The sequence below is a fragment of the Kitasatospora setae KM-6054 genome, assembly GCF_000269985.1.
Classification (GTDB): domain Bacteria; phylum Actinomycetota; class Actinomycetes; order Streptomycetales; family Streptomycetaceae; genus Kitasatospora; species Kitasatospora setae.
Map to the genome: position 1 here is coordinate 7,622,408 of NC_016109.1, position 22,675 is coordinate 7,645,082.

The 22,675-nt window shown below is 71.1% G+C and carries 16 protein-coding genes; 9 read left to right on the forward strand and 7 right to left on the reverse strand.

Going from position 1 to position 22,675, the window contains the following annotated elements; translation table 11 throughout:
- The first annotated feature begins 69 nt into the window (after positions 1 to 69).
- Positions 70 to 348, forward strand: a complete 279-nt coding sequence (locus tag KSE_RS33405) for a hypothetical protein (RefSeq protein ID WP_041293916.1) — start codon at positions 70 to 72, stop codon at positions 346 to 348.
- A gap of 265 nt (positions 349 to 613) precedes the next feature.
- Here the strand turns inward: KSE_RS33405 and KSE_RS33410 are convergent, their stop codons facing one another.
- The 3 genes from KSE_RS33410 to KSE_RS43130 all read right to left on the reverse strand — a co-directional run bounded on the left by KSE_RS33410 (position 614) and on the right by KSE_RS43130 (position 2,052).
- Complete coding sequence (locus KSE_RS33410) at positions 614 to 895, reverse strand: helix-turn-helix domain-containing protein (RefSeq protein WP_014139812.1); 282 nt, start codon at positions 893 to 895, stop codon at positions 614 to 616.
- Positions 892 to 1,653: a hypothetical protein gene (locus KSE_RS39035; protein WP_148283201.1), complete on the reverse strand. Its 762-nt coding sequence runs from the start codon at positions 1,651 to 1,653 to the stop codon at positions 892 to 894. The genes KSE_RS33410 and KSE_RS39035 overlap by 4 nt, the downstream gene beginning before the upstream one ends.
- Before the next feature lie 243 nt (positions 1,654 to 1,896).
- Positions 1,897 to 2,052, reverse strand: a complete 156-nt coding sequence (locus KSE_RS43130; RefSeq protein ID WP_157850074.1) for a hypothetical protein — start codon at positions 2,050 to 2,052, stop codon at positions 1,897 to 1,899.
- 228 nt (positions 2,053 to 2,280) lie between these two features.
- Here KSE_RS43130 and KSE_RS33420 point away from each other — a divergent pair, with 228 nt between their 5' ends.
- Positions 2,281 to 5,052, forward strand: a complete 2,772-nt coding sequence (locus tag KSE_RS33420) for an AfsR/SARP family transcriptional regulator (protein ID WP_014139815.1) — start codon at positions 2,281 to 2,283, stop codon at positions 5,050 to 5,052.
- 15 nt (positions 5,053 to 5,067) lie between these two features.
- Here the strand turns inward: KSE_RS33420 and KSE_RS33425 are convergent, their stop codons facing one another.
- On the reverse strand, positions 5,068 to 6,369 hold the full coding sequence (locus KSE_RS33425; protein WP_197540724.1) for a serine/threonine-protein kinase: 1,302 nt from the start codon (positions 6,367 to 6,369) through the stop codon (positions 5,068 to 5,070).
- Positions 6,370 to 6,420: 51 nt separating this feature from the next.
- Here KSE_RS33425 and KSE_RS33430 point away from each other — a divergent pair, with 51 nt between their 5' ends.
- The 7 genes from KSE_RS33430 to KSE_RS33460 all read left to right on the forward strand — a co-directional run bounded on the left by KSE_RS33430 (position 6,421) and on the right by KSE_RS33460 (position 19,199).
- Entirely contained in the window at positions 6,421 to 7,647 is a 1,227-nt protein-coding gene (locus KSE_RS33430) for a PD-(D/E)XK nuclease family protein (protein WP_197540725.1), read from the forward strand.
- Positions 7,647 to 8,744, forward strand: a complete 1,098-nt coding sequence (locus KSE_RS33435; RefSeq protein ID WP_148283202.1) for a pPIWI_RE_Y domain-containing protein — start codon at positions 7,647 to 7,649, stop codon at positions 8,742 to 8,744. Before KSE_RS33430 ends, KSE_RS33435 begins: the two co-directional genes overlap by 1 nt.
- The gene (locus KSE_RS33440; protein WP_051055500.1) at positions 8,737 to 12,219 is read left to right on the forward strand and encodes a pPIWI_RE_Z domain-containing protein; all 3,483 of its coding nucleotides are present in this window, start codon (positions 8,737 to 8,739) and stop codon (positions 12,217 to 12,219) included. The genes KSE_RS33435 and KSE_RS33440 overlap by 8 nt, the downstream gene beginning before the upstream one ends.
- Before the next feature lie 40 nt (positions 12,220 to 12,259).
- Positions 12,260 to 14,965, forward strand: a complete 2,706-nt coding sequence (locus tag KSE_RS33445; RefSeq protein WP_014139820.1) for a pPIWI_RE module domain-containing protein — start codon at positions 12,260 to 12,262, stop codon at positions 14,963 to 14,965.
- Between the two features lie 417 nt (positions 14,966 to 15,382).
- Positions 15,383 to 16,297: an IS982 family transposase gene (locus tag KSE_RS33450; protein WP_014135069.1), complete on the forward strand. Its 915-nt coding sequence runs from the start codon at positions 15,383 to 15,385 to the stop codon at positions 16,295 to 16,297.
- 38 nt (positions 16,298 to 16,335) lie between these two features.
- Positions 16,336 to 17,733: a restriction endonuclease subunit S domain-containing protein gene (locus tag KSE_RS33455; protein WP_014139821.1), complete on the forward strand. Its 1,398-nt coding sequence runs from the start codon at positions 16,336 to 16,338 to the stop codon at positions 17,731 to 17,733.
- A complete protein-coding gene (locus tag KSE_RS33460; protein WP_081539741.1) occupies positions 17,733 to 19,199 on the forward strand; it encodes an HsdM family class I SAM-dependent methyltransferase in 1,467 nt (488 codons plus the stop codon). The genes KSE_RS33455 and KSE_RS33460 overlap by 1 nt, the downstream gene beginning before the upstream one ends.
- Before the next feature lie 141 nt (positions 19,200 to 19,340).
- Here the strand turns inward: KSE_RS33460 and KSE_RS46520 are convergent.
- From KSE_RS46520 to KSE_RS33480, 3 genes are all read right to left on the reverse strand, one after another.
- Positions 19,341 to 20,404, reverse strand: a protein-coding gene (locus tag KSE_RS46520) for an IS630 family transposase (RefSeq protein WP_456236163.1) whose coding sequence is annotated in 2 segments (ribosomal slippage) — positions 19,341 to 19,957 and positions 19,957 to 20,404 — 1,065 coding nt in all. Because the reading frame shifts where the segments join, the coding sequence is not laid out codon by codon here.
- 101 nt (positions 20,405 to 20,505) lie between these two features.
- A complete protein-coding gene (locus KSE_RS33475; protein WP_014139823.1) occupies positions 20,506 to 21,657 on the reverse strand; it encodes a PIN domain-containing protein in 1,152 nt (383 codons plus the stop codon).
- A 60-nt stretch (positions 21,658 to 21,717) separates the two neighbouring features.
- Complete coding sequence (locus KSE_RS33480; protein WP_014139824.1) at positions 21,718 to 22,491, reverse strand: hypothetical protein; 774 nt, start codon at positions 22,489 to 22,491, stop codon at positions 21,718 to 21,720.
- Positions 22,492 to 22,675: the final 184 nt, after the last annotated feature.

Consider the following 22,675-nt stretch of genomic DNA (forward strand, 5'->3'; position numbering starts at 1 on the left):
TGCCCGGCGGGCAGGTGTCCGAGGGAAGTGCGGCCCGGAAGGCAGGCCGTCGCCGCGGGACACCGGTGCGTGCTGGACACCGGTACCGACTCGGCCGCGAGCGGGGCCGATGACGGTGCACAAGCGCGCGAACAGGTCGGGGCGGACGACGGCGTCCGCCCCGCCGACCGCGGGGAGCAGCGGTTCGTGGTCCCCGTCGTGGACGGGGTCGGCCCGCACGAGCTGCGGCAGCGGATCCGGCAGTCCGTCGATGGTGATGTCCTGGTGGCCGCCGTAGGCACCCGTGTAGTGGGCGGCGCGTTCCCGGCAGCGTCCGGCCGCGAGCGGATCACCGCGGCCGTCCGATGAACGGACTCGGGTGTCGGGCCAGCCCTTCGAGTGACATCCGGCCGGTCGTGGAGGCGGCTACCAGGGGAGCCCTCCCCGCGTCGACGTCCCGCGGCAAGCCGAGGGCGGCGGCGGTGAAACGCGGCCAGGCGCGGTAGGAGCCGGGGCCCTCCGGGCTGGGGAGGAGCGAGGACGGGTGCCGCCGGCCGACGTGGTGCCCGGGGGTGTCGCGGGCGGAGTCGGCATCGCGCGGGAGGGGGACGGCCGCGCCCGCGTCCGCGCCCGCTCAGAACGCGAACGCCTCCTGGACGCATTCGGCCGGCCGGTGGAGTTCCATGGAGTAGACCGGGTGTTCGTCCACCCCGAGCGCACGCATCAGTTCGATGGTCGGGATCCGGTAGCGCCCGCCCACCCGCAGCACGGGGCAGGGGAAGACCTGGCGCCGGAGCATCCGGTAGACGGTGGCGGGGCAGACACCGAGCGCACGGGCCGCCGTTCGCACGTCCACCACGGTCGGCAGCTCGAACATCTCGACGAAGCTGAGGGGACTCCGCGGGCCGGTGCTCACCAGTGCCTCCCGGTACGGCGCGCGGACGCGGTGATGACGGACGCGGGGCGGGGTGCCTGGCGCGGGTGCCGGTTCTCGGGTGCGGCGGACCCGCCGGCGAGGCGGCGGAGAGCCTCTCGACCGAGGTGGTCGGCGGGGAAGGTGAAGCGCAGCGGGGTGCGCAGGCCGGCGGGTCCGTCCGGGCGGCTGATCTCCACCTCCGTGCCGTTGTGTCGCGCCGGGGGCTCGGGTTCCTCGTACGGGGTCAGCCGGGAGTCGTCCCCGAGGTTCTCCAGGAACGCGGAAGCGGTTTCCTTGAGACCGGTGCGGGCGAGCCGCCACGCGTTGCCGCGCGCGGCCTTGAGGAGCTGTTCGGCGGGGGGCGGCGCGGCGGGGTCGGCGGTGCGCAGTTCGGCGAGCAGGGTGAGCGCCATCTCCGCCTCGATGTCGGCCCGGTCCGCGCGCAGCCGGCGGCAGATGCGGTAGGCGGTGGGGGAGAGTCGGGGCAGCATCAGCCAGACCAGCAGGAGCCGGTGACCGCCCGTCGCCCCGGTGTCGGTGGCCGCGGCCAGTACCGCCGCCCGCCAGATCGCGGCGGTCGGCTCGGGTTCCGGGGCCGGGCCGTAGAGAGCGGCCAGGGCGTCGTCGGGGGTGAGGGAGAGCGGGGGTCCGCCGGCATCGGGTGACGGCACCGTCAGCCGCACGTCCTCCTGGGCGCGGGGGTTGGCGAAGTACCTGGCCACGGCAGCGAACACGCTGCTGGGAGCGACAGCCGTCATTGCTGTCCTTTCTCGCTTCACTGAGGGTGAGGGGATCGGGAAGGGGCGGGGGCATCTGGATTCGGGCATACCGGCAATAAGGGGCATTGCGGGAAGCTGCCCCATGCGCCCCACTTTTGTACGGAGTTGCTGTGCTTTCGGCATGGCGCGGTACGGCACGACCGCGTCCGCCCGGTACTCGGGCGGACCGCGGCCGCCGCGGCCGGGTGCCCGCCCGGAAGAGGGCACCCGGCGGTCAGGGGCTCAGCCGCCGGCGGGCGACGGCGCCTCCGGCTCGACCTCGGGCGGTTCCGCGATGGTCTCCGGCTCGGCCGTTCCGGTCGAACGGTGCTTGAGGGGCGGGTAGTCGGAAGGCCGCTTGCGGCGGAACTGGTGACGGTTGCGCTGACGGTTGCCCATGGACGCGCCTTTCTGCGTGAAGGGTTCTCTGCCTCTCCCGGGGAGCGGCTGGTGCAATCGTGCCCGGCTGTCGAGCACGGTGGAGGAGCCGAAGCTGAGGAGGAGCTGAGGCGGTACTGAGGGGGCGTGAAGGAGTGAATTCGTGCGGGCCGGGCGCCGGGTGTGCGCAGAATCCGACGGGCACCGCGAAAGTGGCCGCCGTCGATGGGTGATGAGGGAGGGGCGGGCGTGGACGGGCGCGTACTCGGCGTGGTCAACCTTGAAGTTCCGGGCCGCAAGAGGATCTTCGGTCCGACCAAGCCGGCGGCGCTGTTCGGGCTGCTGGTGACTTCGACGGACCTCCGGTGCAGCCGCAAGGAGGTATTCGGTTTCCTGTGGCCCGAACGGCCCGATTACAGCCGCCAACTGGTGGAGCGGGCGATGTCCGACCTGCGGAAGGTGCTGGGAGAAGAGCACCTTCCGCAGACCGGCTCCGGTTTCTGCGTTCTCCGGGTCCCGCGCGAGAGCGTGGACTACCTCCGGTTCCTCGACGCGCTGGAGCGGGCCGAACGGCTCCCCTGGCCGGAACAGGTCGAGGTGCTGAGCCGTGCCCTGGCGGAGTTCTCGGACGAGGAGCCGCTCAGGGGAATCCCGGGGAAGGCATTCGCCGCCCTCCGGCTGAAGCTGGGTGCGGCCCGACTGGCCGCCGTCCGGCGGCAGCTCGAAGCCGCGTGGCAGGCGCAGGACTGGAAGCTGCTGGGCGGCGAGGCCGAGCGGTGGTACCGGAGCCTGCCCGACGAGGACTGGCCGTTCCACTACTACTTACTGGCCCGCGGCCGGGAGCTGCCGCCGATGGAACTGGAGAAGATCGTCAAACAGTGGACGGGGCGGTTCGGGACGCCGGGAACGGCTCTGCAGCGGGTCATCGACTGGGTGCGGGGGGAAGTCCCCAGCCCGTCGATCGCCGGGTCGGCCCAAGGGCCGAACCAGTTGCCGGCCCCGGGACGGCGGGTCCTCGGCCGGAGCGATCTGATCCGCTCGACCGTGGAACTCGTGCTGGCACGCCAGGCGGCGGGGCGCGGGACGGTGATCGTGATCAGCGGCATGGCCGGCATCGGCAAGACCACCCTGGCCCTGGAACTCGCGGGGCGGCTCCGGGACCGGTTCTCCGACGGTGCGCTGTACGCCGAGCTCCGCGGTTTCGCCGGAGAGGCGACACCGCCCGCCGACCCGGAGCACGTGCTCGACCGCTTCCTGCCGGAACTGCCGCCGTACACCCGGGCGGCCACCGCGGAGGACAAGGCCGCCGCACTGCGGTCGGCCCTCGCCCACCGGTCGGTGCTCATGGTGCTGGACGACGCCCGTGACGCCCGGCAGGTGGTGCCGCTGCTTCCCGGCGTGGGAATCAGCACGGTGATCGTCACCAGCCGGAGCAAGCTCCGCGACCTGCGGGCCAAGCACGAGGTGCAGTTCTGTCAGATCGAGGGCCTGGACGAGGAGAGCGCCATGGCGTTGCTCCAGGAACCGATCGACCCTCGGAACCGTGCGGCCCACACGCAGCCGCTCGCCGACCTGGTGAAGTCCTGCGCCGGCCACCCCCTGGCGCTCACCGTGATCGCCGGGCGCCTGGAGGAGCGTTCGCTCGGGGCGGTCGTCGAACTGGCCAGGCAGCTCAAGGAGGAGCGGCGGACGATGGAGGTGCTGTGCGATCCGCAGGGCGATCTCTCCTTCGAGCCGGCGCTCAACCTCTCGGTCAGGGCACTGTCCGAAGAAGCCCGGAGGCTGCTCTGGCAGCTCGCGATCCACCCCGGCCCCAGCATCGGCTGGGGCGCGGTGATGGACCTCGGTCTGGCCGGCGAGTCGATCCGTGCCGACCGGGCCCTGGAGGAACTGGCCGCGGCGAACCTCGTGGAACTGCGTGACGACCGCTACCGGCTGCACGACCTGGTCAGGAACTTCGCCCGTTACCGCATCCAGCCCCTTCCCCCCGGCCCGTGCCGGGAGCTGGAGGAGGCGACGGTGCGCCAGGTCCTGGAACACCAGCTGCAGAACGTCCGGGCCTGCGACCGGCTGCTCGACGCGGGACGGACGCTGCCGGTGGGGGAACCGGACGAGGTCACGGTGGCCGAACCCGGCGGCCAGGACCGGGCCATGGAACTGCTCGACACCGAGTACGACACGGTCCGCGGTTGCATCGGGCTGGCGATCGCGCGAGGCGCGGAGCGCTACGTGTGGCTGCTGCCGATGGTGCTGGTGGCCTACCAGTGGCGCCGCCACCACCTCACGGCCGCCCTGGAAGGGCTCGGCGCCGCGCGGGAGGCCGTCGAGCGCTTCGAGGGGGCGACGCCGGTGGACCGGGCGATGGTGTACCGGATGCTGGCGGGCACCCACTGGCGGCGAGCCGAGTACGAGATCGCCGTGGGGCCGCTCAACAGGGCCGTTCGCCTCAGCTCGGGGGACGACAGCGCGGTCGGCCGGCTGAGCCGCGCCCGTTCCCTGCACGCCCTCGCGCTCACCCTGCGCAAGCTCGCTGTCGCCACGGACGATCAGGAGTGCTGGGCGAGAGCCGAGGCGCACCACCTGACGGCCCTGGGTCTGTACCGGGAGCTCGCGGACCCGGTCGGGGAGGCCGCCGCGCTCGGTGGCATCGGCACGATCCACCTCGATCGCGGTGAACTGGACGAAGCCCTCGCCGTCTGCCGTGAAGCCCGGCTCGTCGTCGAGCCCACCTCGGACCAGGGCGGTCTGGCGGACGTGCTCTACACCCTTGCCAAGGTCCACCTCGTGCGGGGGGAGCGTCCCGTGGCGCTTCCCCTGTTCGAGGAAGCGGGAGGGATCTACCGGAGGCAGGAGCACTGGCCGAACGAGGCGAAGGTGCTGTGGACCTATGCGGACGCCCTGGTGGCGGCCGGTCGGCGGGAGGAGGCGGTGGCGGTCCTGGAGCGGGTGGTGGTCCTGCGGGAGCACATGGGGGGCGAGGGCGTCCCCGAGGCGCGTCGGCGGATCGAGCCGCTGCGATGACGCGGCCGGGGCGGGTCACCACCGGTGCGGAACGGTCCGGTAGTACTCCGTGGGATCCGGTCGCAAGGGCTTCCTGGGGGCGGGGGAGTCGACCGGGGGGACGCGGGAACGCAGCGCCTCGTACACCTCGCGCACCGAGGCCGGACGGTTCTCCGGCCGCAGTTCGACCATGGCGAGGGCGACTTCGGCGAACTCCTTCGGGATCGCGTCGATCCGGTCACGGGGCAGCACCACCGGGTTCTCCGCCGTGAGGCCACCGCGTGTGCCGTCGTACGGGAGCCGCATGACGGTCATCTCCAGGAGGACGCAGCCCAGCGAGAAGACGTCGGCCCGCGGGGTCACACCGTCGTCGCTCGAACGCAGTTGCTCGGGAGGCGCGTACCCGATGCTCCCGCACCCGTACTCGGTCCGCCGGCGGGCGGGTGTCGCCAGCCCCAGGTCGAGGAGCCTGAGACGGCCGGAGTGCTCCAGCATCGCGTTGTCGGGTTTGACGTCCCGGTGTACGTAGCCGCGCCGGTGCACGTCGTCCAGGACCTCGCAGAACTGGCCGATGACGGACGCCACGGTGCTGGTGTCCCGGACCGGTCGGAACAGGGACACCACGTCGTACAGGGGGACACCGTCGACGTATTCCATGACGAGGCACTGTCCTCCGCGGAATACGCCCTGGCCGATCAGCCTCGGGATGCCCGGGACCTCCGACAGGGTGGAGGTGCACTCGCCCTCGTCGGTGAGGTCGCGGCCCAGGGCGATGAAATGCCTCGTCGATTCGAACTGGCGCTCTTTCTGGACCTTGAGGGCCACTTTCTCGCCGGTCTTCCGGTGCCGACCGGTGTAGAGGTCGCCCTGGCCGGTGTCGAAACTGATCTGGTCCAGGACTTCGTAGTGCGACTCGATGTCGAAGGGGTCTTCGAAGCGCCCCGTCATGGCAACTCCCCGGTCGGGCGGTGGCGCCCTTCCCTGCGTGATTGATTCGTCCGAGTCGGCGACAGCGGCCGGCTCTTCCAAGAGGAGGAACGAGTGATCGATTCGTGGCAACCGCCCGACGGAGTCCGTCGGGTGTCCGATGTCATCACAGTATCCGTCGGCATGTTCAAAGGAGGAGGTTTTCGCTGCCCGGCCGCAGACGCCCTCAAGGCGCGCGGATACCGGCCGATCCGGAAAGTCGAACGCCAGCGTGAATCGTTGGAGCATTTCGCCTTCGGGCCTTTCATGGCCGCCCTCGACGCGCGCGGCCGCGGCGCCGGGGGACCTCCCGAGGCGGCCCTCGGCACCGAACGGCGCCTGCACGACGGCCTGCGGCAGTGGTCCGCGCACGGACTGGCGAGCTACCGGGAAGCCTTCCCCGCGGACCCCGACGGTGCTTCCTTGCACGAGGACGTGGAACCGTGGATCTACCGCCACCGGCCGCGCGACGGCGATCCGTGGCAGGCGCGGGAGTACCGGCTGACGGTGTGGGGGCGACGCCTCCGGTCCACCGACGGCAAGCTGCGCGAACTCCGGCTGCCGGCCACCAGGCTCCGGGCGGGGGAACCGCCCGCCGGCTTCGTGGCCGCGGCGGCGCTGGTCCTCGCGGAGGGCGGGCCGGGGCCCGCTCCGGAGCGGGTGCGGATCGTCGAGTTCGCCCTGCTGGGAGGTGCCTCGCGCACCCTGTTCGACGGGACCCCGGAGGAGGCCCGCGCCCTGTACCGGGCCGGGGGCCGCGCGGCCCTGGCCTCCGTGCTGGACGGCCAGGAGTACCGCCCGGGTTCCTCCTGCGTCGAGTGCCCGTTCCTCGCCGTCTGCCCCGCCCTGCGCCGTGCGCCCGGATTGCTCGGGGTCGGATCGGACGGGCGGCCCCGGCGCAGCTGGTCGGTCACCAACGGGCGTACCTACCGGGCCTGCCCGGCCCGGGACCACATGCGCCGGCTCCACCTGCCGGCGCTGGACGCGGTCGAGCACGACCCGACCGCGGAACGCGGCCGGGCGCTGCACGCCTACCTGGCCCGGTGCCACGGAAGCGGGTCGGCGCGTCCGTGCACGGTGGAGGTGCCGGAATCGTGGGTGCCACCCGGATACGACCTGTCGGCGGGCGAACGCGAGCTCGGCGCCCGGCTGCTGCGCCACCACGCGGCGGTCTGCCCGTTGCGACTCACCCGGGACGGCAGCGACGTGCGCCCCGAAGCCCGGGTGGTCCGCCACGACAGTGCCGCGGACGTGATCGTCATCGCCGCACCCGACCTGCTCTACCGGGACGCCGGCTCCTGGGTGTGGCGGGAGACCAAGACCTCGTCCCGGCGGCGCGCTTCGAACCTCCCGTTGCTGGAGCAGTACCCGCAACTGGCCCTCGCGACGCTGATGTCGGTCCGAGGCGACCTCGGTGGCGCGCCGGACCGGGCGAGAATCGAACTGGAGGTGCTGCGGCCGGACGGCGCGGACTTGGAGGTGATCGATCCTTTCGCGGCGGAGACCCGCGCCGCGGCGGAGCGGATCGTGCGGGAACTGGTGCAGGGGTGGCTCCAGGACGATCAGTACCCGGCGAACCCCGGCCGCGGCTGCGCGCGCTGCGAGATGTCGCGCTGGTGCTCGAAGTCGGCCCCCCGGCAGGGGGTGTGATGGAGGAGCGGGATCCCGGCGCGTACCGCGGGCTCGCTGCCGTCGTCGCCTCGGCGGGCGAACGGGGAAGCCTCCGGTCGTTCGCGCTGCCCTACCCACCCCCGGCGCAGCGAGCGCTCGACCGGATGGTGCTGCGCTGCCTCGACCTGGGAGAGGAGCCGCCGCTCAGCGTGCCGGGACTGTTGGAGTGGTGCCGTCGGCGCCCGGCGGGGGACCGGGTCTTCGGAGTGCCCCCCGGCCTGCTGGACGCCGGGGCGAGGCTGGTCCATCCGGTGGGAGTCACGCCCACCCGCACCTGCCTGGAACTCGCCTCCCACGAACGGCGGGGAGGGATCGAGCAGGAGGCCCGGGCGCTGCTGGCCGACTTGGCGAGGCGGTGCAGGAACACCGAGCAGTACCGGCGGAGCCGACGGTTCCTCGTCCGGCACGTCGCGGTCCACCAGAAGGACCGGTTCGAACGGGGATGGGACAAGGAGGTCTGGGTGCGGGTGCGCGAGCTGTACCAGCCAGTGCCCGAATTCCTGGTGGTCGCCGGGAAGTTCCTGCGGTGCGGCACCTGCCGACTGCCGGCCCTGCTCGGCGGACGGCGAGCCCCGGAGCACGGCGCGCCGGTCGCGGGCCCGCAGACGTGGTGCGAGGGCGAGCGCTGCCCCGCGGGGGAGCGGATGGAACTGGTCCGCGACCCGGAGCGGGTGCTGCTGCTGCGGCGTGCGCTGCGGATGTTCCTCGCGCTCCCGTCGGCCGTCGAGCACGCGGGGCTGGAAACCCTGGCCGCACACGGACTCGTTCACGAGGCGGTCCCGGAGGAACTCGGCTCGTACCGACTGCCCGGCCTGGGCGCGTACACGGTCCACTTCTACGACCGGGTCCAACCGGTCCTGCTGGCCGATAGGTTCACCGACCTGGTGGACCGGCTGCCGGGGACGCCCGTCCTGGTCCTCCCCCGGCGATCAGCCGGGTCCACCGAATTCCGCAGGGCTCTCGCAGCGGCGCTTCCCGACGAGTTGAGGGCAAGGACGCTGATCAGCGCCCCGCAGGAGCTGGCGCGACGGATCCACCAGCATCACACCGGCCGCAGGAAGGGAGCCCATGCGTAGCCTCACCCCGCCCTTGCACCGACTGACCAGCGAGATGAGACAGTTCGCCGGCCCCCGGCTGCGGGGGCCGGCAGCCGAGTACCTCTGCCAGATCGAACTCGGCCTGTACCTCCAGCAGCGTCTGACGCCGGACGCCCCGGCCGCGCACGCCTGGGTGTTCTTCAGCGGCTACGGCTTCGCGAAGGCGTACCTGGCCGACCCGCCGGAGGACGTCGAGCGGGTTCTGCGGATCGCCCGCCACTCACTCTGGACCCTGGGCCGGAACCGGGCCTGGCGGGACGCCCTGGAGCACTACCGGCGAGTCGATCCCGCACTCCGCGGCTACGAGGTCCCGGACCCCGGACGCCCGCCCGTACGGTGCGAGACCGGGATCGGGCGGGAGCGCTGGCAGGTCTACGACGGCCTGCTGCGAACGGCCCCGCCACTGGCGGGCTCCCGGCAGCGAGTCGCCGGTGCGGGCCGTCACGGGTTCCCGGTCAGTCGGGCGATGGCTGTCGTCGAGCTGCCGGAGGTCCCCGAGGGCCCACCGGCCAGCCATGACCTGGACCTCGGGCCGGCCGGGGGAGGCGAGGGCCTGACCTTCCGGATGGACGACCTCAGGAGCACCGCGGCCGAGATGGACGCCATCCACGCACGGACCGGCTCCGGGAAAGCACCGGAATGGGAGCGGAGGCTCCGGAACTTCGAACTGTCCAACGCACAGATCGGCACCTTCCAACCGGCCGACGAGTTCACGGTCGACGGCATCCAGCACCTGCTCGGCATCGTCGGAGCGGGCAAGAGCACGCTGCGGGACGTGATCGCGGTCCACCTGGCCCGCCTCGGGAAGCGGACGACCGTCGTCGTGCCCGATGTCGCCGAAGTGCTGAAGCTGGTCGAGTCGTACAACCTGTACACCGAGGGCGCGGCGGCCCCCGTCCTCGGCGCCGGCGGGCGCGAACGCCACGCCCAGAGCCTGCACCGCAGATTGGCCGGGCGGGGCGAGCAGCGGCTACTGGCCCACGATGACCCGGCCTTCGCCTACCTGGGGACGTCGTGCCTGCTGAACACCATGCTCGGCGGACCCTCCGGCGAGCCCCTGGCCTTCGGCGAGGCCCCGTGCTCCCGGCTGCGCCCTCCGGCCCCGTCCGCGCGCGGGGCCGGACGATCGCTGCGGTCGGAGTGGCAGAAGCAGTCGCTCGCCTGTCCCTACTGGTCGGTCTGCCCCCGGCACCACGGGGCCAGGGCGCTGGTCGGCGCTCTCATCTGGGTGGCGACGATGCCGAGCCTGCTCGACTCGTCCCCGCCGCGTCCGCAGAACGGGGAACGCATCCGCTACCTCGAACTCGCCTGTCGTCGGAGCGATCTGGTGATCGTCGACGAGGCCGACCGGGTGCAGATGAATCTGGACCGGGCATTCGCTCCGGCCGTCCTGCTCGCCGCCGACGAGCAGCGCGGATTCATCGACCGGCTCAACAAGCACAAGATCCGTGAGCTCACGGCCGGCGGCAGGACCCAACTCTCCGACCGGGACGTCGCGGTCTTCTGCGGCGCGCTCAACACCGTCGTCGCGGCCACGGACAGGCTGCACGCCATGCTCGTCAGCCAGTACCGCCTGCGCCGGTGGACGAGGTTCGGGTTCTTCAGCGCCTGGACCCTGCAACTCGCCCTCCTCGACGAGCGGTACCCACCCGGCGGGGACGACGGAGCGGCCCGATCGGACCGAACCCCGCGGGAGGCGCTCGGGGACCTCTTCGACGCGTTCCGGGACAACCCGTTCGGTGACCGCACCCGACACACCGAAGAGGACTTCGCCGACCTCACGGCGCTGCTCAACGAACTCCTGCACACCGGCAACCCGGAGAAGACCAGGGAATCGCTCCTGGAAGTGATGGAGGACCGCTTCCGACTCGACGAACGCTTCCGGACCCGGCAGCGGCAGCAGTACGAGGAGCGCGTGGCGCAGTGGCAGGAGGAGAGCGCGGAGCGCGGGCACGGGAACGGCAGGCGCGGGAAGGCGGTCGACGGGCCGCCGCGGACCCCGGAGCAGTGGTTCGAGGACCTGGCCGACCGCCTTGAGTTCACACTGATCCTGAGCGCCCTCGAACGGCGGCTCGCACTCGTCAACACCATGTGGCCCCCGGTCGAGGCGGCACTCGGCCTGGGTTTCAACGACATGTACCGCAGGCCGTTCGACTACGGCCCGATGGTGCCGGAAGCGCCGATGGGAAACGTGCTCGGCTTCCAGTTCCGGGTCACCGGGGAGGACGGTGAGGGCGTGCGCGGCGGCGACCTGGTCTTCTTCCGCTGCAGCGGTGTCGGACGGGAACTGCTGAGGGCGATGCCCGCGCTGTCCTCGGTCGACTGCCGACCGGGTGCCCACGTGCTCCTGATGTCCGGCAGCAGCTGGGCGGGCCGGTCCAGCCGGTACCACGTCGCGGTACCCGTCGGCGTGATCATCGAACCGGTGCCGGCGGTGACCGAACGGATCGCCGTCGAGAGCGAGATGCGCTTCGAGTTCGTCGACGACGGCGACGAGAGGATGAGGATCTCCGGAACCGATCCGGAGGACCGGCCGGCCAAGCTCCGGCGCCTGATCGGCCGGCTCGGCGCCGGGGCGGACGAGGCGGAGAACGGCGGCCCGCTGGAGGAGGAGCTGTTGTCCCTGCCGCCCGGCCGTGACCAGATCCTGCTGCTGGTCGGCAGCTACGAGGAGGCCGCAGCGGTCGCCGACACCCTGCACAACCTCAACCCCCGCTGGCGGGACCGCGTGCTGCGCCTGGTCTCGGACGACCAGGAGATCGACGAGGACGCCGAGGCCCCGTCCTCGCACCGGGCCCGGGTGCTGCGGCGCGGGGACGTCGAGCACCTCAAGGACCTCAACGCGGACGTGCTGGTCGCACCACTCCTGGCCGTCGAACGCGGCCACAACATCCTCAACGACGACGCCGTGGCGGCGATCGGGACCGTCTACTTCCTGGCCCGGCCGAACCCGCACCCCGACGACCTGTTCCTCGCGGTCCACGCCGTCAACGACTGGATCGTCCGGGCCCAGCAGGACGGTGACTTCGCGCGGTGGGTCGCCTCGGCCGAGACGATCGAGGCCGGCGCCGAGGAGGTGCGCCGCCGCGCGAGGTCGCGCTGGTACCGGTTGCTGCGGCGCTCGACGGCCTGGAGCCGCCTGGGCGACGACCGCGAGCAGATCACCTGGGACGTCCTGGTGCTGATGTGGCAGGTGATCGGCCGCCTGGTCCGCGGCGGGGTGCCGGCCCGGGTGGTCTTCGTCGATGCCGCCTTCGCCCCCGGCCGGGCGGCCGAACCCCCGGTCGCGGACAGCCCGGAGAGCAGCCTGCTGCACAGCATCCTCGCCGTCCTGGACCCCTACTTCGAGGACGGGGCACGACCCGCGGACGAACAGTTCATCGCCCGGGCCCTCTACGCGCCGCTGCGAAGCATGCTCGGCCGCTGCCTGGCCCGACCCCTGCCGGCGGCGTGACCGCCGGGCCATCCCCCGATCAGTCGGAGAAAGGACTCCCATGTACCGAACGATCCGCACCGTGGCGTACGAACCGGATCCCGCGCACGGAGCATGGCAGGAGCCACTGCGGGTGCTCCGCCTCGGAGACGGCCTCCACGCCGAGCTCCTCCGCCGCCGGCCGCCCGCCCACGGGGAGGACCGGCCGGCCCGGCTTCCCGTGCGGCACCTCAACTCCCTGCTGCGGGCGACCGCTCCCGGCGTGCTGGCGACCGGGCGCGAGGCCGGCGTCGACGGTCGACTGCCCTGGCTGTACGCCCGGCAGGTGGTGCCACCGGAGGTACTGGCCCCGGTACTCGGCACCTGGGCCGCCGGGCTGACCGGCCCCGACGGTGAGGACGACGGGACGCTGGAGGAGGAACTGCTGGCGGACCCGGCGGCCGCTGCGGTGTCGCTGCCGCCCTGGGAACGCGAACACGTGGACCTCACCGAGACCGTGATCTCGGCCGGGGGGACCGCCGAGCCCCGGCAACGGCTCTACAACCTCCTCCCGGAGGCCGTCGCCTTCCGCCTCGCCGAGAGCCCGTACCGGACCGGCGGCACCTCGTTGCGCTTCCGCGTCGTGAGCTCCGGAAAGGGCGTCGAACTGGTCTCCTGGCCACCGCAACAATACGAGCGGCGCGGACGGACCTGGTACTACTCGGCCCGGCTGACCGTCACGGTGCAGACCGTGCCCTTCGCCCCGCGGTTCCGCGTGTACGTCGCCACCGGCGTGCGTCGATGGGCCACCCACCTGGAAGCGGCGCCCCGCGCGCTCAACGGCGCCACGGTGCTGCTGGACGCCCCGCTGCCGTGGCCCGAGAACCAGGACCGCGGCCACCGCATCGCCGAGAACGCCCTCGGGTTCGACCGGCGGGCCGAACGACTCGTCTGGCGCCGCCGCAGTCCCGCGCTGCTGCTGCCCGAACTGGACATCATCCGGAGGTACCCGGAACCGGGCGAGCTGTTCGAGTCGCCGGAGAAATGGCTGACCGGACACCGCGGACTGGCCGCCGGGATCGTCTACCACCCGGTGCTCGGCCCGCACGAGGTCGGCCCCGGGCTGATGCCGCGGGAACGGTCGGAGCTGGACGCCTGGGTGGAAGCGGGACTGCGGCCGATGCTGCGCAGGGCGGGCGACCTCACCAGGGTCACCAGGCACAACACCCCTTCCCTGCTGCCGCGTTCGGTCAAGCGGACGGAACCCGACACCCGTGAGGCGCAGAAGGCCATGCTGCGCCGGACGGCGCTCGCCCGAGCCCTCCACGGCCGCCCGCTGGACATCGAGATCGTCTGGCAGACGCCACGGACCCGGGACGCCCTGCTTTCGGCCCTGCCCGGCGTCATCGGACTGCCCCCCGGCGGTGGGACCGCCACGGACGACGGTCACCGATGGGAGGCCGACGGCGTCCTGATCAGGGTGCGCACCCGGCCCGCCGGAGAACTGGTCGACGCCCTGCCGGTCTCCGCGAACCGGAACCGGCGCCGGGCCCTCCGGTTGGCCGAGGCGGTCGCCGGCCGCTGCGCCCTGGTGACCGGTCAGGTCGGTGCACGGCCGACCGGTGTCGGTGTCGTGATCGCGGAGATCGCCGGGAAGGACCGGTACGCCGCCGCACCGGACACCGATCCCAAGCACGCGTTGCGGATCGCCTGGGCCCGCCAAGGACGCCTGGTCCAGTTCATCAACCTCCCGGAGGACGGCCAGGCCGGCCAGGCCGGCCTGGAACACCGGGCGAAGTGGACCTGGCTCGACGCGTTCCGCCAACTCGGCGCGATCAGCCCGCCCGCGCACCGGGTCGGGGCCGGCATCCCCGGAGACCTCCAGTACGTCGGACTCTGGACGGTGCGCCACACCCGGAAGGGGCCGACGAAGTGCCCGGCGCGCCGGATCGTTGCCGTGCGGATGAGGCCGGGCCGCGAGAGCGGGGCCGCCGAGGGCTGGGACACCGAGCGGGCCGAGTGGGTGCCGTACCCGCAGCTGCTGCTGGCACTCGCCGACCCCTCCCGCGAGGCGGACCCGCGGCACAAGGAGGAGCGCGAGTCCGGTGAGCGTGGTGCGGAGCAGCGCTGGCAGGCCGAAGCGGAACGCCAGATCCGTGCCGTCCTCTTCCAACTCCGCGAACGGCCCACCCTGCTGCTGGTGAGTTCGGGCAACCTCCGCCAGTGCTGGCCGAGGCTGCGCAACGGCGCCCTGAGCCGCGACACGCTGGGCTTCGGAACGGGACCGGACCAGCGGGCCGCGGTCTACGGGGCCGATCTGCGGGTCGTCCTGGTACGGGACGCCAACGGACGGGGCGAGGTGGCGGACTGGTACGCGCACGACTCGCTCACCAAGGTCGGCTTCGCCGAGGGCGTCTGGGCGTCGGAGGCCCCGGACAACCGGGTTTTCGCCAGCACCGCGCGCCGACCGCACACCGCGGCGGGCTCGCCGAAGGACCTGATCAAGCTGGTGCCGACCGCCAAGTCCCGGACCGCCCCCGGGAAAACCGCCTGGAACCCGGCGCTCCTGGAGATGACCGTGCTCGGCTGTCTCTCGGAGCAGGCCCTGGCACGCTCCGGGCGCGCCGATGCCGTGCCCGACCGCCCGGCGGAATGGGCCACCCTGACCCATCAACTCCGCTACCACGACGACTACCCGCCGCTGGCCCTCCCCCTCCCGCTCCATCTCGCGCGCCTGGCCGGCGAGTACGTCCTGCCACTCGCCACGGACGAGGGGACGGCGTCGTAGACCGTCACCCAGCCGGCGAGGGCAAGGTCCCCTACTGCCGGTCGCGTACGGGCCCGTCCCGGAAGGGCCGAAGCCCTCGAGCAAGGGTGCCCATCAGATCGAATCACGCTCCCCGTCCCTGACACCACTTCGTCTCTCCTGCACTGTCGATCTCCTGACGTGTCGCCAGGTACCGGAAAGGTACCGTCGCAGGCGGTGCGGCCGGTTGCTGCCCGTTGCCGTGCTGCTCGGGGCGGCTTGTCGGTCCGGCGCCTCATGATGGTGAGTCGGGTACGCAAACGCCCGTGTCCCCCGTGGCCGTGCCACAGATGTCCCACAACCCTGCCCGCCCTGGGCGGACGGCGAAGCGTCTAGATGATTGATGCGAAGGGCTTGCTGGCGCGCATGAGATGAAGCGAGGGAGTCCAAAGGTCGGTTGTGACGCCTGACCTGGACTCCCTCGCGACCGCACTCTACGTGAAGACCGACGACCTGCTGAAGCAATCGCCGCATCTGGCACCCTGGCGGCCCGCGGTCGGCCTCAAGCCCCGGCTCACGGACGCCGAACTGGTCACCCTCGCGGTGATGCAGGCCCTGCTCGGCTTCACCTCCGAACGCCGCTGGCTCCGCCATGCCTCGTCCCACCTGCGGCACCTGTTCCCCTACCTGCCCGGGCAGTCCGGCTACAACCGGCGGCTGCGCAAGGCCGCCGACCTCATCGCCCACGTCAACCGCCTGCTCGCGAGGGACACCTCGCTGTGGAGCGACAGCGTGTGGGTCGTGGACTCCACACCGGTGGAGTGCGGCCGCTCCCGGGAGACCGCCAAGCGCTCCGACCTGGCCGGATGGGCCGAGCACGGCTACTGTGCCAGCCACTCCCGATACTTCTGGGGCCTTCGCCCGCACCTGGTGTGCACCCTGCACGGCCTGCCCGTCGCCTTCGCCCTCACCGGAGCCAAGGCCGACGAACGCCAGACCCTGCTCGGCATGCTCCACGCCGAATCCGACCTCGTCCGCACCCTCCCGGGCCAGACCCTCATCGCCGACCGGCACTACTACGGCGCCGCATTCGAGCGCGAACTGGCCGAATGGGGACTCCACCTGCTGCGGCCGGCCCGCAAGGGCGAGCCCCCACGGGCCGGATCCAGCCTGTTCAAGCCCCTGCGACAGGTCATCGAGTCCGTCAACCAGACCTTCAAGGCCCAACTCGACCTCGAACGCCACCAGGGCCGCACCCCGACCGGGGTGACAGTCCGCGTCCTGCAACGCATCCTCGCCCTGACCACCGCGATCTGGCACAACGACCGCACCGGCCAACCCGTCATGCGCTCGCTGACCGCCTACGACCACTAACCCTTCGCATCAATCATCTAGCGGAAACGAGATCGGGCATGCCCGCTCCCTTGGACCTCCCACCGGGCTGGTCTCACCTGCGGATCGACCAAATCGCCCAGGTGCAGGCCGGCAGCGGCAGCGTCCGTCCCCCCGGTCCCGGTATCGCACTCCATGCCCAGCTGACGTCGGCGAACGTCAGCTGGGCCGGTCTGGATCTGCGGATGCTCGCGGAGACGTGGTTGACGCGCCATCAGGCGACCCGGCACCGGTTGGCGCCAGGTGACATCGTGATGACCGGGAAGTCAGGGAGTCCCCATCTGGTGGGGCGTTCCGCGCTGTGGAGCGGCGAGGTGGAGGGCTGCTGCCTGAACGGCAGTCTCATCCGCGTGCGTCCAGGCCGGGGTGTGCATCCCGGTTACCTTCACCGAGTCCTGTACTACGACGCGCTCTGCGGTGCGTTCGCCGGGCAGCTGAAGGGGAACTCGCGTCTCAAGCATCTCGACACCGGAACAGTGCGAGCGTGGCGCGTGCCCGTTCCGCCGCTGCCGGTGCAGCAACGCATCAGCGCAGCCGTCGAAGGCATGCTGGCGGACATCAACGCAGGTGAGGCGTTGCAAGCAGCCACCCGGAGTGACCTGCGCATGTTGTGGGACAGCGTCCTCGACGCCGTGGCTGACGGGACTCTCGACAACCGGCCGCCGGAAAGCGCTTCGCACCACCGCATCCACGAGGTCGCTTCCGTCGTCGGCGGAGTCCAGGCGCCCCGAACAGTGGAGGACGGTGTCCGTCACACCTACCTGCGTGTCGCCAACATCGCGCCCGAAACCGTCGACCTCGACCAGGTCAAGCACCTCACCATCCCCAGGGAAAGAGTGTGCTTCCTCCAGCACCACCTTCTGCAGAAGGACGACCTCGTGGTCGTACGCCAGAACGGCAGCCCTGACCGTCTGGGCCAGGCCGCACTCTGGCACGGGCAGCTGCCCGACATCCTCATCCAGAACCACCTGGCTCGCATCAGGCCCTACGGCATCGACTCGAGATACCTCGAGCTGGTCTGGAACGCCCCCAGCACCTTGCGCCCGCTCCGTCCGCTTGCCACGTCGACCACGGGTAGCCGAACACTGAGGTTGGACGACATCCGGGCCGTGCGGGTACGCGTCCCAAGCGCTGCGGCCCAGGCGGAACTGGTCCGGGCCGCTGACCGCTGGAAAGGGCATGTGGACGCGGTCGGTGCGCTGCTCGATAACGCGAGCCGGGCAGCTGCCGCGCTTCGTCTGTCCGTTCTCGCCCGGGCGTTCTCTGGCCGCCTCGCCCCGGGCGGGACGGCGGCAGACGGTGACGGGCAGCTCTGCACCGTGAGCACACCGGGTGTTACCCGGCCCAGGCCAGTGGCCGGCCACGCGTCCGGAGTGTCAGCCGATGCCCTGTACGAGCAGCAGGAGTTCGACTTCTGATGGGAAACCGTCCTGTGCCCGAGAACTTGCCTCTTGACGCGGCGCCCTCGCTGGCGGACCGCTTGTGGGGTCGCCTGGAGCAGGTCAACGACGGGGGCCTCCGTCTCGGCCGTGCTCACCTGCAGACCGCAGCGCACCTGTTGTTGTTCCGGCAAGCCCACCGCCGACTCGCCAGGAGAGCGGCCGAGGCGACTGCTGCGGGCCCGGCTGCGTTGGCTGCGCTAGCTGAGGCATGGGCTGATCTCACTACCAGCGCCGACACCTACGGAACCTATCGGCGGTTGCTGCACGATCTGAGCGCCGCCCCCGAGACGGCGCTGGGCGCCGTGTTCGTCGACGCACACCAGAGCATCGACGACCCGGTCGTGCTGCGGGAGCTCATCGCTGTCCTGGACGAGGGCCTCGCCCGGGATGCCGGCAGCGTGTCAGCCGACGACGAGGGCGAAGTCCTGTCCGACCTCCTGGAACGAGCCCTGCAGCATTTGCGGGGCAGCGACCCCGACTACTACACGCCGCGTGCCCTCGTCGACCTCGTGGTCGCCACGGTGCGACCGGGCCCGGACGACACTATCACCGACCCGGCGTGCAAGGCTGGCAGCTTCCTCATCGCGGCGCACCGGTACATCCGTGAGCACGATCCCGGCACCGAACCCCGGTCCGCAGGCGGGCGCATCAGAGGGAACGAGTCCGCCCTCATCGGCCTCGCCGGTGCCAACCTGTTGCTGCACGGCATCACCGAGCACGCCGACTGCCCGGGCGTGACGAACGAGAGCCCCTTCGCCCTCCCACCGATGCCAGGGGCGACGGTCGTGATCGCCAACCCGCCCTTCGGCACGATGAAGGGCGGGGAGAAGTCCGTGGTCGAGTCGCGCGCCGACCTTCCGGTCCGGACGAGCAGCAAAGCGCTCGACTACCTCCAGCACATCATGTCGGTCCTCCTGCCAGGAGGACGGGCCGGAGTGATCGTGCCGGACAGCGTGCTGTTCGCTACGGGAGCCGCACGGGACGTACGACGTCTGCTTCTGCAGACCTTTGACGTCCACACCCTGATCCGGCTCCCTGCCGGTGCCTTCCCCACCGCCCGCGGCGTCCGCACCAGCATCCTCCTCTTCGACAGGCAGCCCACCGAGCGGAGGGGGCCGGGAGGCCCGCTGTGGGTCTACGACCTGCGCACGGGGTCCTCACCGACTGGTGGTGGCCACCTGGACACCGAAGGCTCCGCCGAGATCCTTCAGGTACTTCGCATGGGCGACCGCAGCTCACGGCAGGAAAGCGCCGACCACCGGTTCAGGCCGTTCATCTACGACGAACTCATGAAGCGCGAGGACACCAATCTCGACCTCGTGTGCCCGCCGCTGGAACCGCCCGTCCCCGACAGTCGGCCACCAGGAGTCATTGCTGCCGAGATCACGGAGAAGCTGAAGGCTGCTCTGAGTCACTTCGAAGCTGTCACCGAGGCACTGTGAAACCGGCCGGCCCCAGCGTTCCATGGGCGAGCCCAGGTCTCGTCCGGCGCCACCTCTGGTACGGTTCCGGATCGGTCGTCCCACTTCCAGCGCATTCCGGTGCTGATGTGGGCGCTTCTGAACTTGAACTCGTGATGTCGGTCAGCCATCCATGATCAAGCCGGTCCCGACGAGGCAGCCGTCGACGAGGTGGGGACGGTACTGGATCATCTTGAGCTTGCGCTTGACGGCCCGGGTCAGCTGGCCGAGGTCGGCGGCCGCGAGGTTTCCGATGTCGCGTTTGACCAGCGACCAGATACCCTCCTGCGGGTTGAGGTCGGGCGCGTAGGTGGGCAGCTGAAAGACGGTCAGCCAGTGCGCGTTGGCCTCGAAGAACGCCCTGAGCGGTGGCACGAGGTGGATGCGGGCGTTGTCCCACACGAGGACGAGCGGGCCGCCGAGCTGGACGCGGGCGCGGACGACCAGGTCGCGGAAGTCGCGCCAGCCGAAGCCCTTCGGCTCGCCCTTGCGTCCCCGGTACTCGCGGATCGCGTAGATCAGCCGGGACCGTTCGCCCGGCTTGTAGCAGGCCATGCCCGCCATCGAGACCCGGCCGGATCCCCGTCCGCGCACGCGGACCACCGGCGTGCGCCCGATGCGGCCCCAGGTTCTGGCGCGCGGCGGAGTCATCGACTGCCCGGCCTCGTCCTCGAAGACGACCCAGGCGCCGAGGGCCGCCGCGGTGCTCTTACCAACGGCCAGGTCTCCTTCTTCCACAACTCCACCGCCGCGTCGTCGCGCTCGATCGCCCGGCGGGCCGGCTGCTGCCACGACCAGCCGTGCCGCTTCAACAGCCGCCAGGTGCCCTCCACCGTGTACGACACGTGGAACAGCCGGCCGATCAGCGTCTTCACCCGCGCCAGCGTCCACCGCTGATCGGCCCAGCCGTGGACCAGCGGGCCGCGCTCCAACTCCCGCTCCAGCCTGGCGATCTGCTTGTCACTGAGCCTCGGGCGCCCGGGCGATCCCTTGGACAGGACCCCGGCCTCCCCACGCTCGCGCCAGGCCCGGCGCCACCGCTCCACCGACCGCTCACTCACCCGCAGCCCGGCAGCGATCTCCCCGTTCTTCTGCCCGCCCTCGAAGCGTTCCACAGCCTGCAGCCGCAACCGCTCCCGCGCGGCCCTCCCGGCGTCGGTCAACCCACCGCCCTGCGCATACCTCATGTCCCAGGGCTACCGGAACCAGTTCGGCCCTGTCGGGTGAACAGCTCCGACATCACCCAATCAAGTTCAGTAGCCTCACCGGAGTCCGCCCTGGCTCGCCATCAGCTTCCGTCCGGCAGCCTCGACCCGGGAGGCCGCTGCATGACGCGCCGCAGGTTGCTTGGGTGCGCCGGGGCCGGCATCTCTCCCCGGAACCGGTCGGCGTACCGCCACGCGGCTTCGTAGGCGACTGTGTAGTCGTCGTCGGCCACATCCTGAGTGCTGCCGGCCGACAGCGCGGTCAGGGCATCGGCGCCGAACAGCAGCCGCACATCGACGGCGAAGGCCGTCAGAGCGGAGTCCTGCGGGTACCGAAGCTCGCGGGCATAGGCCACCACCAGCAGCCGAACTGTCGCGGCCCAAGTGTGTGTGCCGTCTGCGAGGCCGTAGCGCGCCCCGTTGGTCCAGCGGAGCACCTGGACCTCGGGGCTGGAGAGCAACTCGAAGTAGTCCTCCCAGTTCAGGAAGACGCCCTCGTGGTCATCGAAGTTGACGGCCGCGGCGCTGAACTGCCCTGATGCGACCTGCGAGACAACGTACTGGTGCAGCCACGCCGCCGTCGCAGGCGCAGTCACCTTGGCATCGAGATCGGTGTCGCCAGCGTCCACCGAGTCGGTGGACGAGAACTTCTCCAGGACCTTGTTCAGGTCGTTGAAGTAGGCGATCTCGGCGTCGGCCTCGTCCGCCTCCTTGCGCAGGTCGGGGAAGAGGTTGCCATCGGGCCCGAAGTCGTTGCTGTTGAGGCTCACGAAATGCACCGGCTCGCCGCCTCGGCGCGCTTGCTCCACCACCGTCATCCAGATCGCTGCGTCTCGGCTGCCGATCGCGGTCTTGCCGCTCGAGCGCGCCGGGCGCAGCCGGTAGGCCTCACGCCGCAGGCCCTCACGCGCGGCGTCGAGCGTGAGGGGCAGAACCGTCAGAGAACCTCGGTAGCGCTGCTCCCACTCGTCCACGTGCTGCTCCACGTTGGGCACGGCCGGCCAGTAGGCGACGCCGTCTTCGTCCGTGAACTGCAGGGCCCACAGTGTGTCGTACGCCGACCTCGCCGCGTCCAGAGCCGAGCGGTAGTCCCGTTCGCGCTGTGCGAGCAGCTCGTACAGCACCACCTCGGGGATCGCCAGCTGCACCCCGCCACTGCGGAGCGCGGCGAACACCTCCCAGAGCGGACTGTTGGGGCCCTGCTTCGTCAGTGCTGACGTGTCGAGAATGATCATTGGGTTTGCTTCGGTTCCCTTACTCGGTGAAGTCCAGCTCAACGTCGGCATGTGAACCGCTCAAGGCCTCGCCTTTGGCGCGGTCTCGTGCAGCAGCTGGACCGGGCCGACGAGCGGCCGGTACCAGAGCTGATCCACGACCCCGGGATGCAGGTCCAGGATCGGCTTCACTGCTGCGAGGACTGTGTTGCCGTGGCTCGTCTGCCAGACGGTGCCGTTGCGACTGCCTGGACGCGGATGCTGATCGAGCAGCAGCATTACCGGGAAGCCAGCGTCCTTGGCCTTCTTGAGCTGCTTGGTCAGCTTCTTCTTCAGCGCCTCGCCGATGCCCTGGGTGATCTGCGAGTCGAGACGGGCGTTCCCGGTGATGCTTGCCAGGGTGATCAGGTCGACCCCGGCCGCGCCCGGCACGACCTGCGCGGAGGTGAAGCCGTCATCGTTGAACTTCGAGTCGCCGGCGGCGGCCGCTTGGCGGCTCAGCTCTACGACCGATTCGTAGTAGGCATCGATCGCTGCTCGGCCCAGCTCACGGTCCTGCGGTTGGAAGGAGACCACAAGTGCACACTTGAACTCCTGGGCAACCGCCTCCAGGTCATCTGTCAGCTTCGTGACGGCCTCGTCCAGGGCAGGGATCAGCCTGCTGTCCTGTGAGAGGAGGCAGTGGTCGACGGCCCATTCGATGCTGTCGACCAAGAAGATTCCATCCACCGTCAGAGGATGGCCCGGATCACGGTCAGGGTGCGCGGCCAGGGTTACCGCGTGGCCGCGTGCGACCAGTCCGTCGACGAGGGCCTGCAGCGCCTCGTCCTCGTGGTCGAACTTCTCCTGCGTCACGGCTGGACGCCTTCCTCGCTAAGTGGCCCCGGCTGTCGCCCGCCGATCGCGCTGGCGGGGCGTGCGCTCGGCCGCAGACACTACTCCGTTCGAAGCGGCCGGGCTGCCCCGACCTTCAGGGCTCGGCTGCTCAGGAGTAGAGCCCCTGTACGGGGGTTGGGCCATCACATTCCGAGCCCGGCCG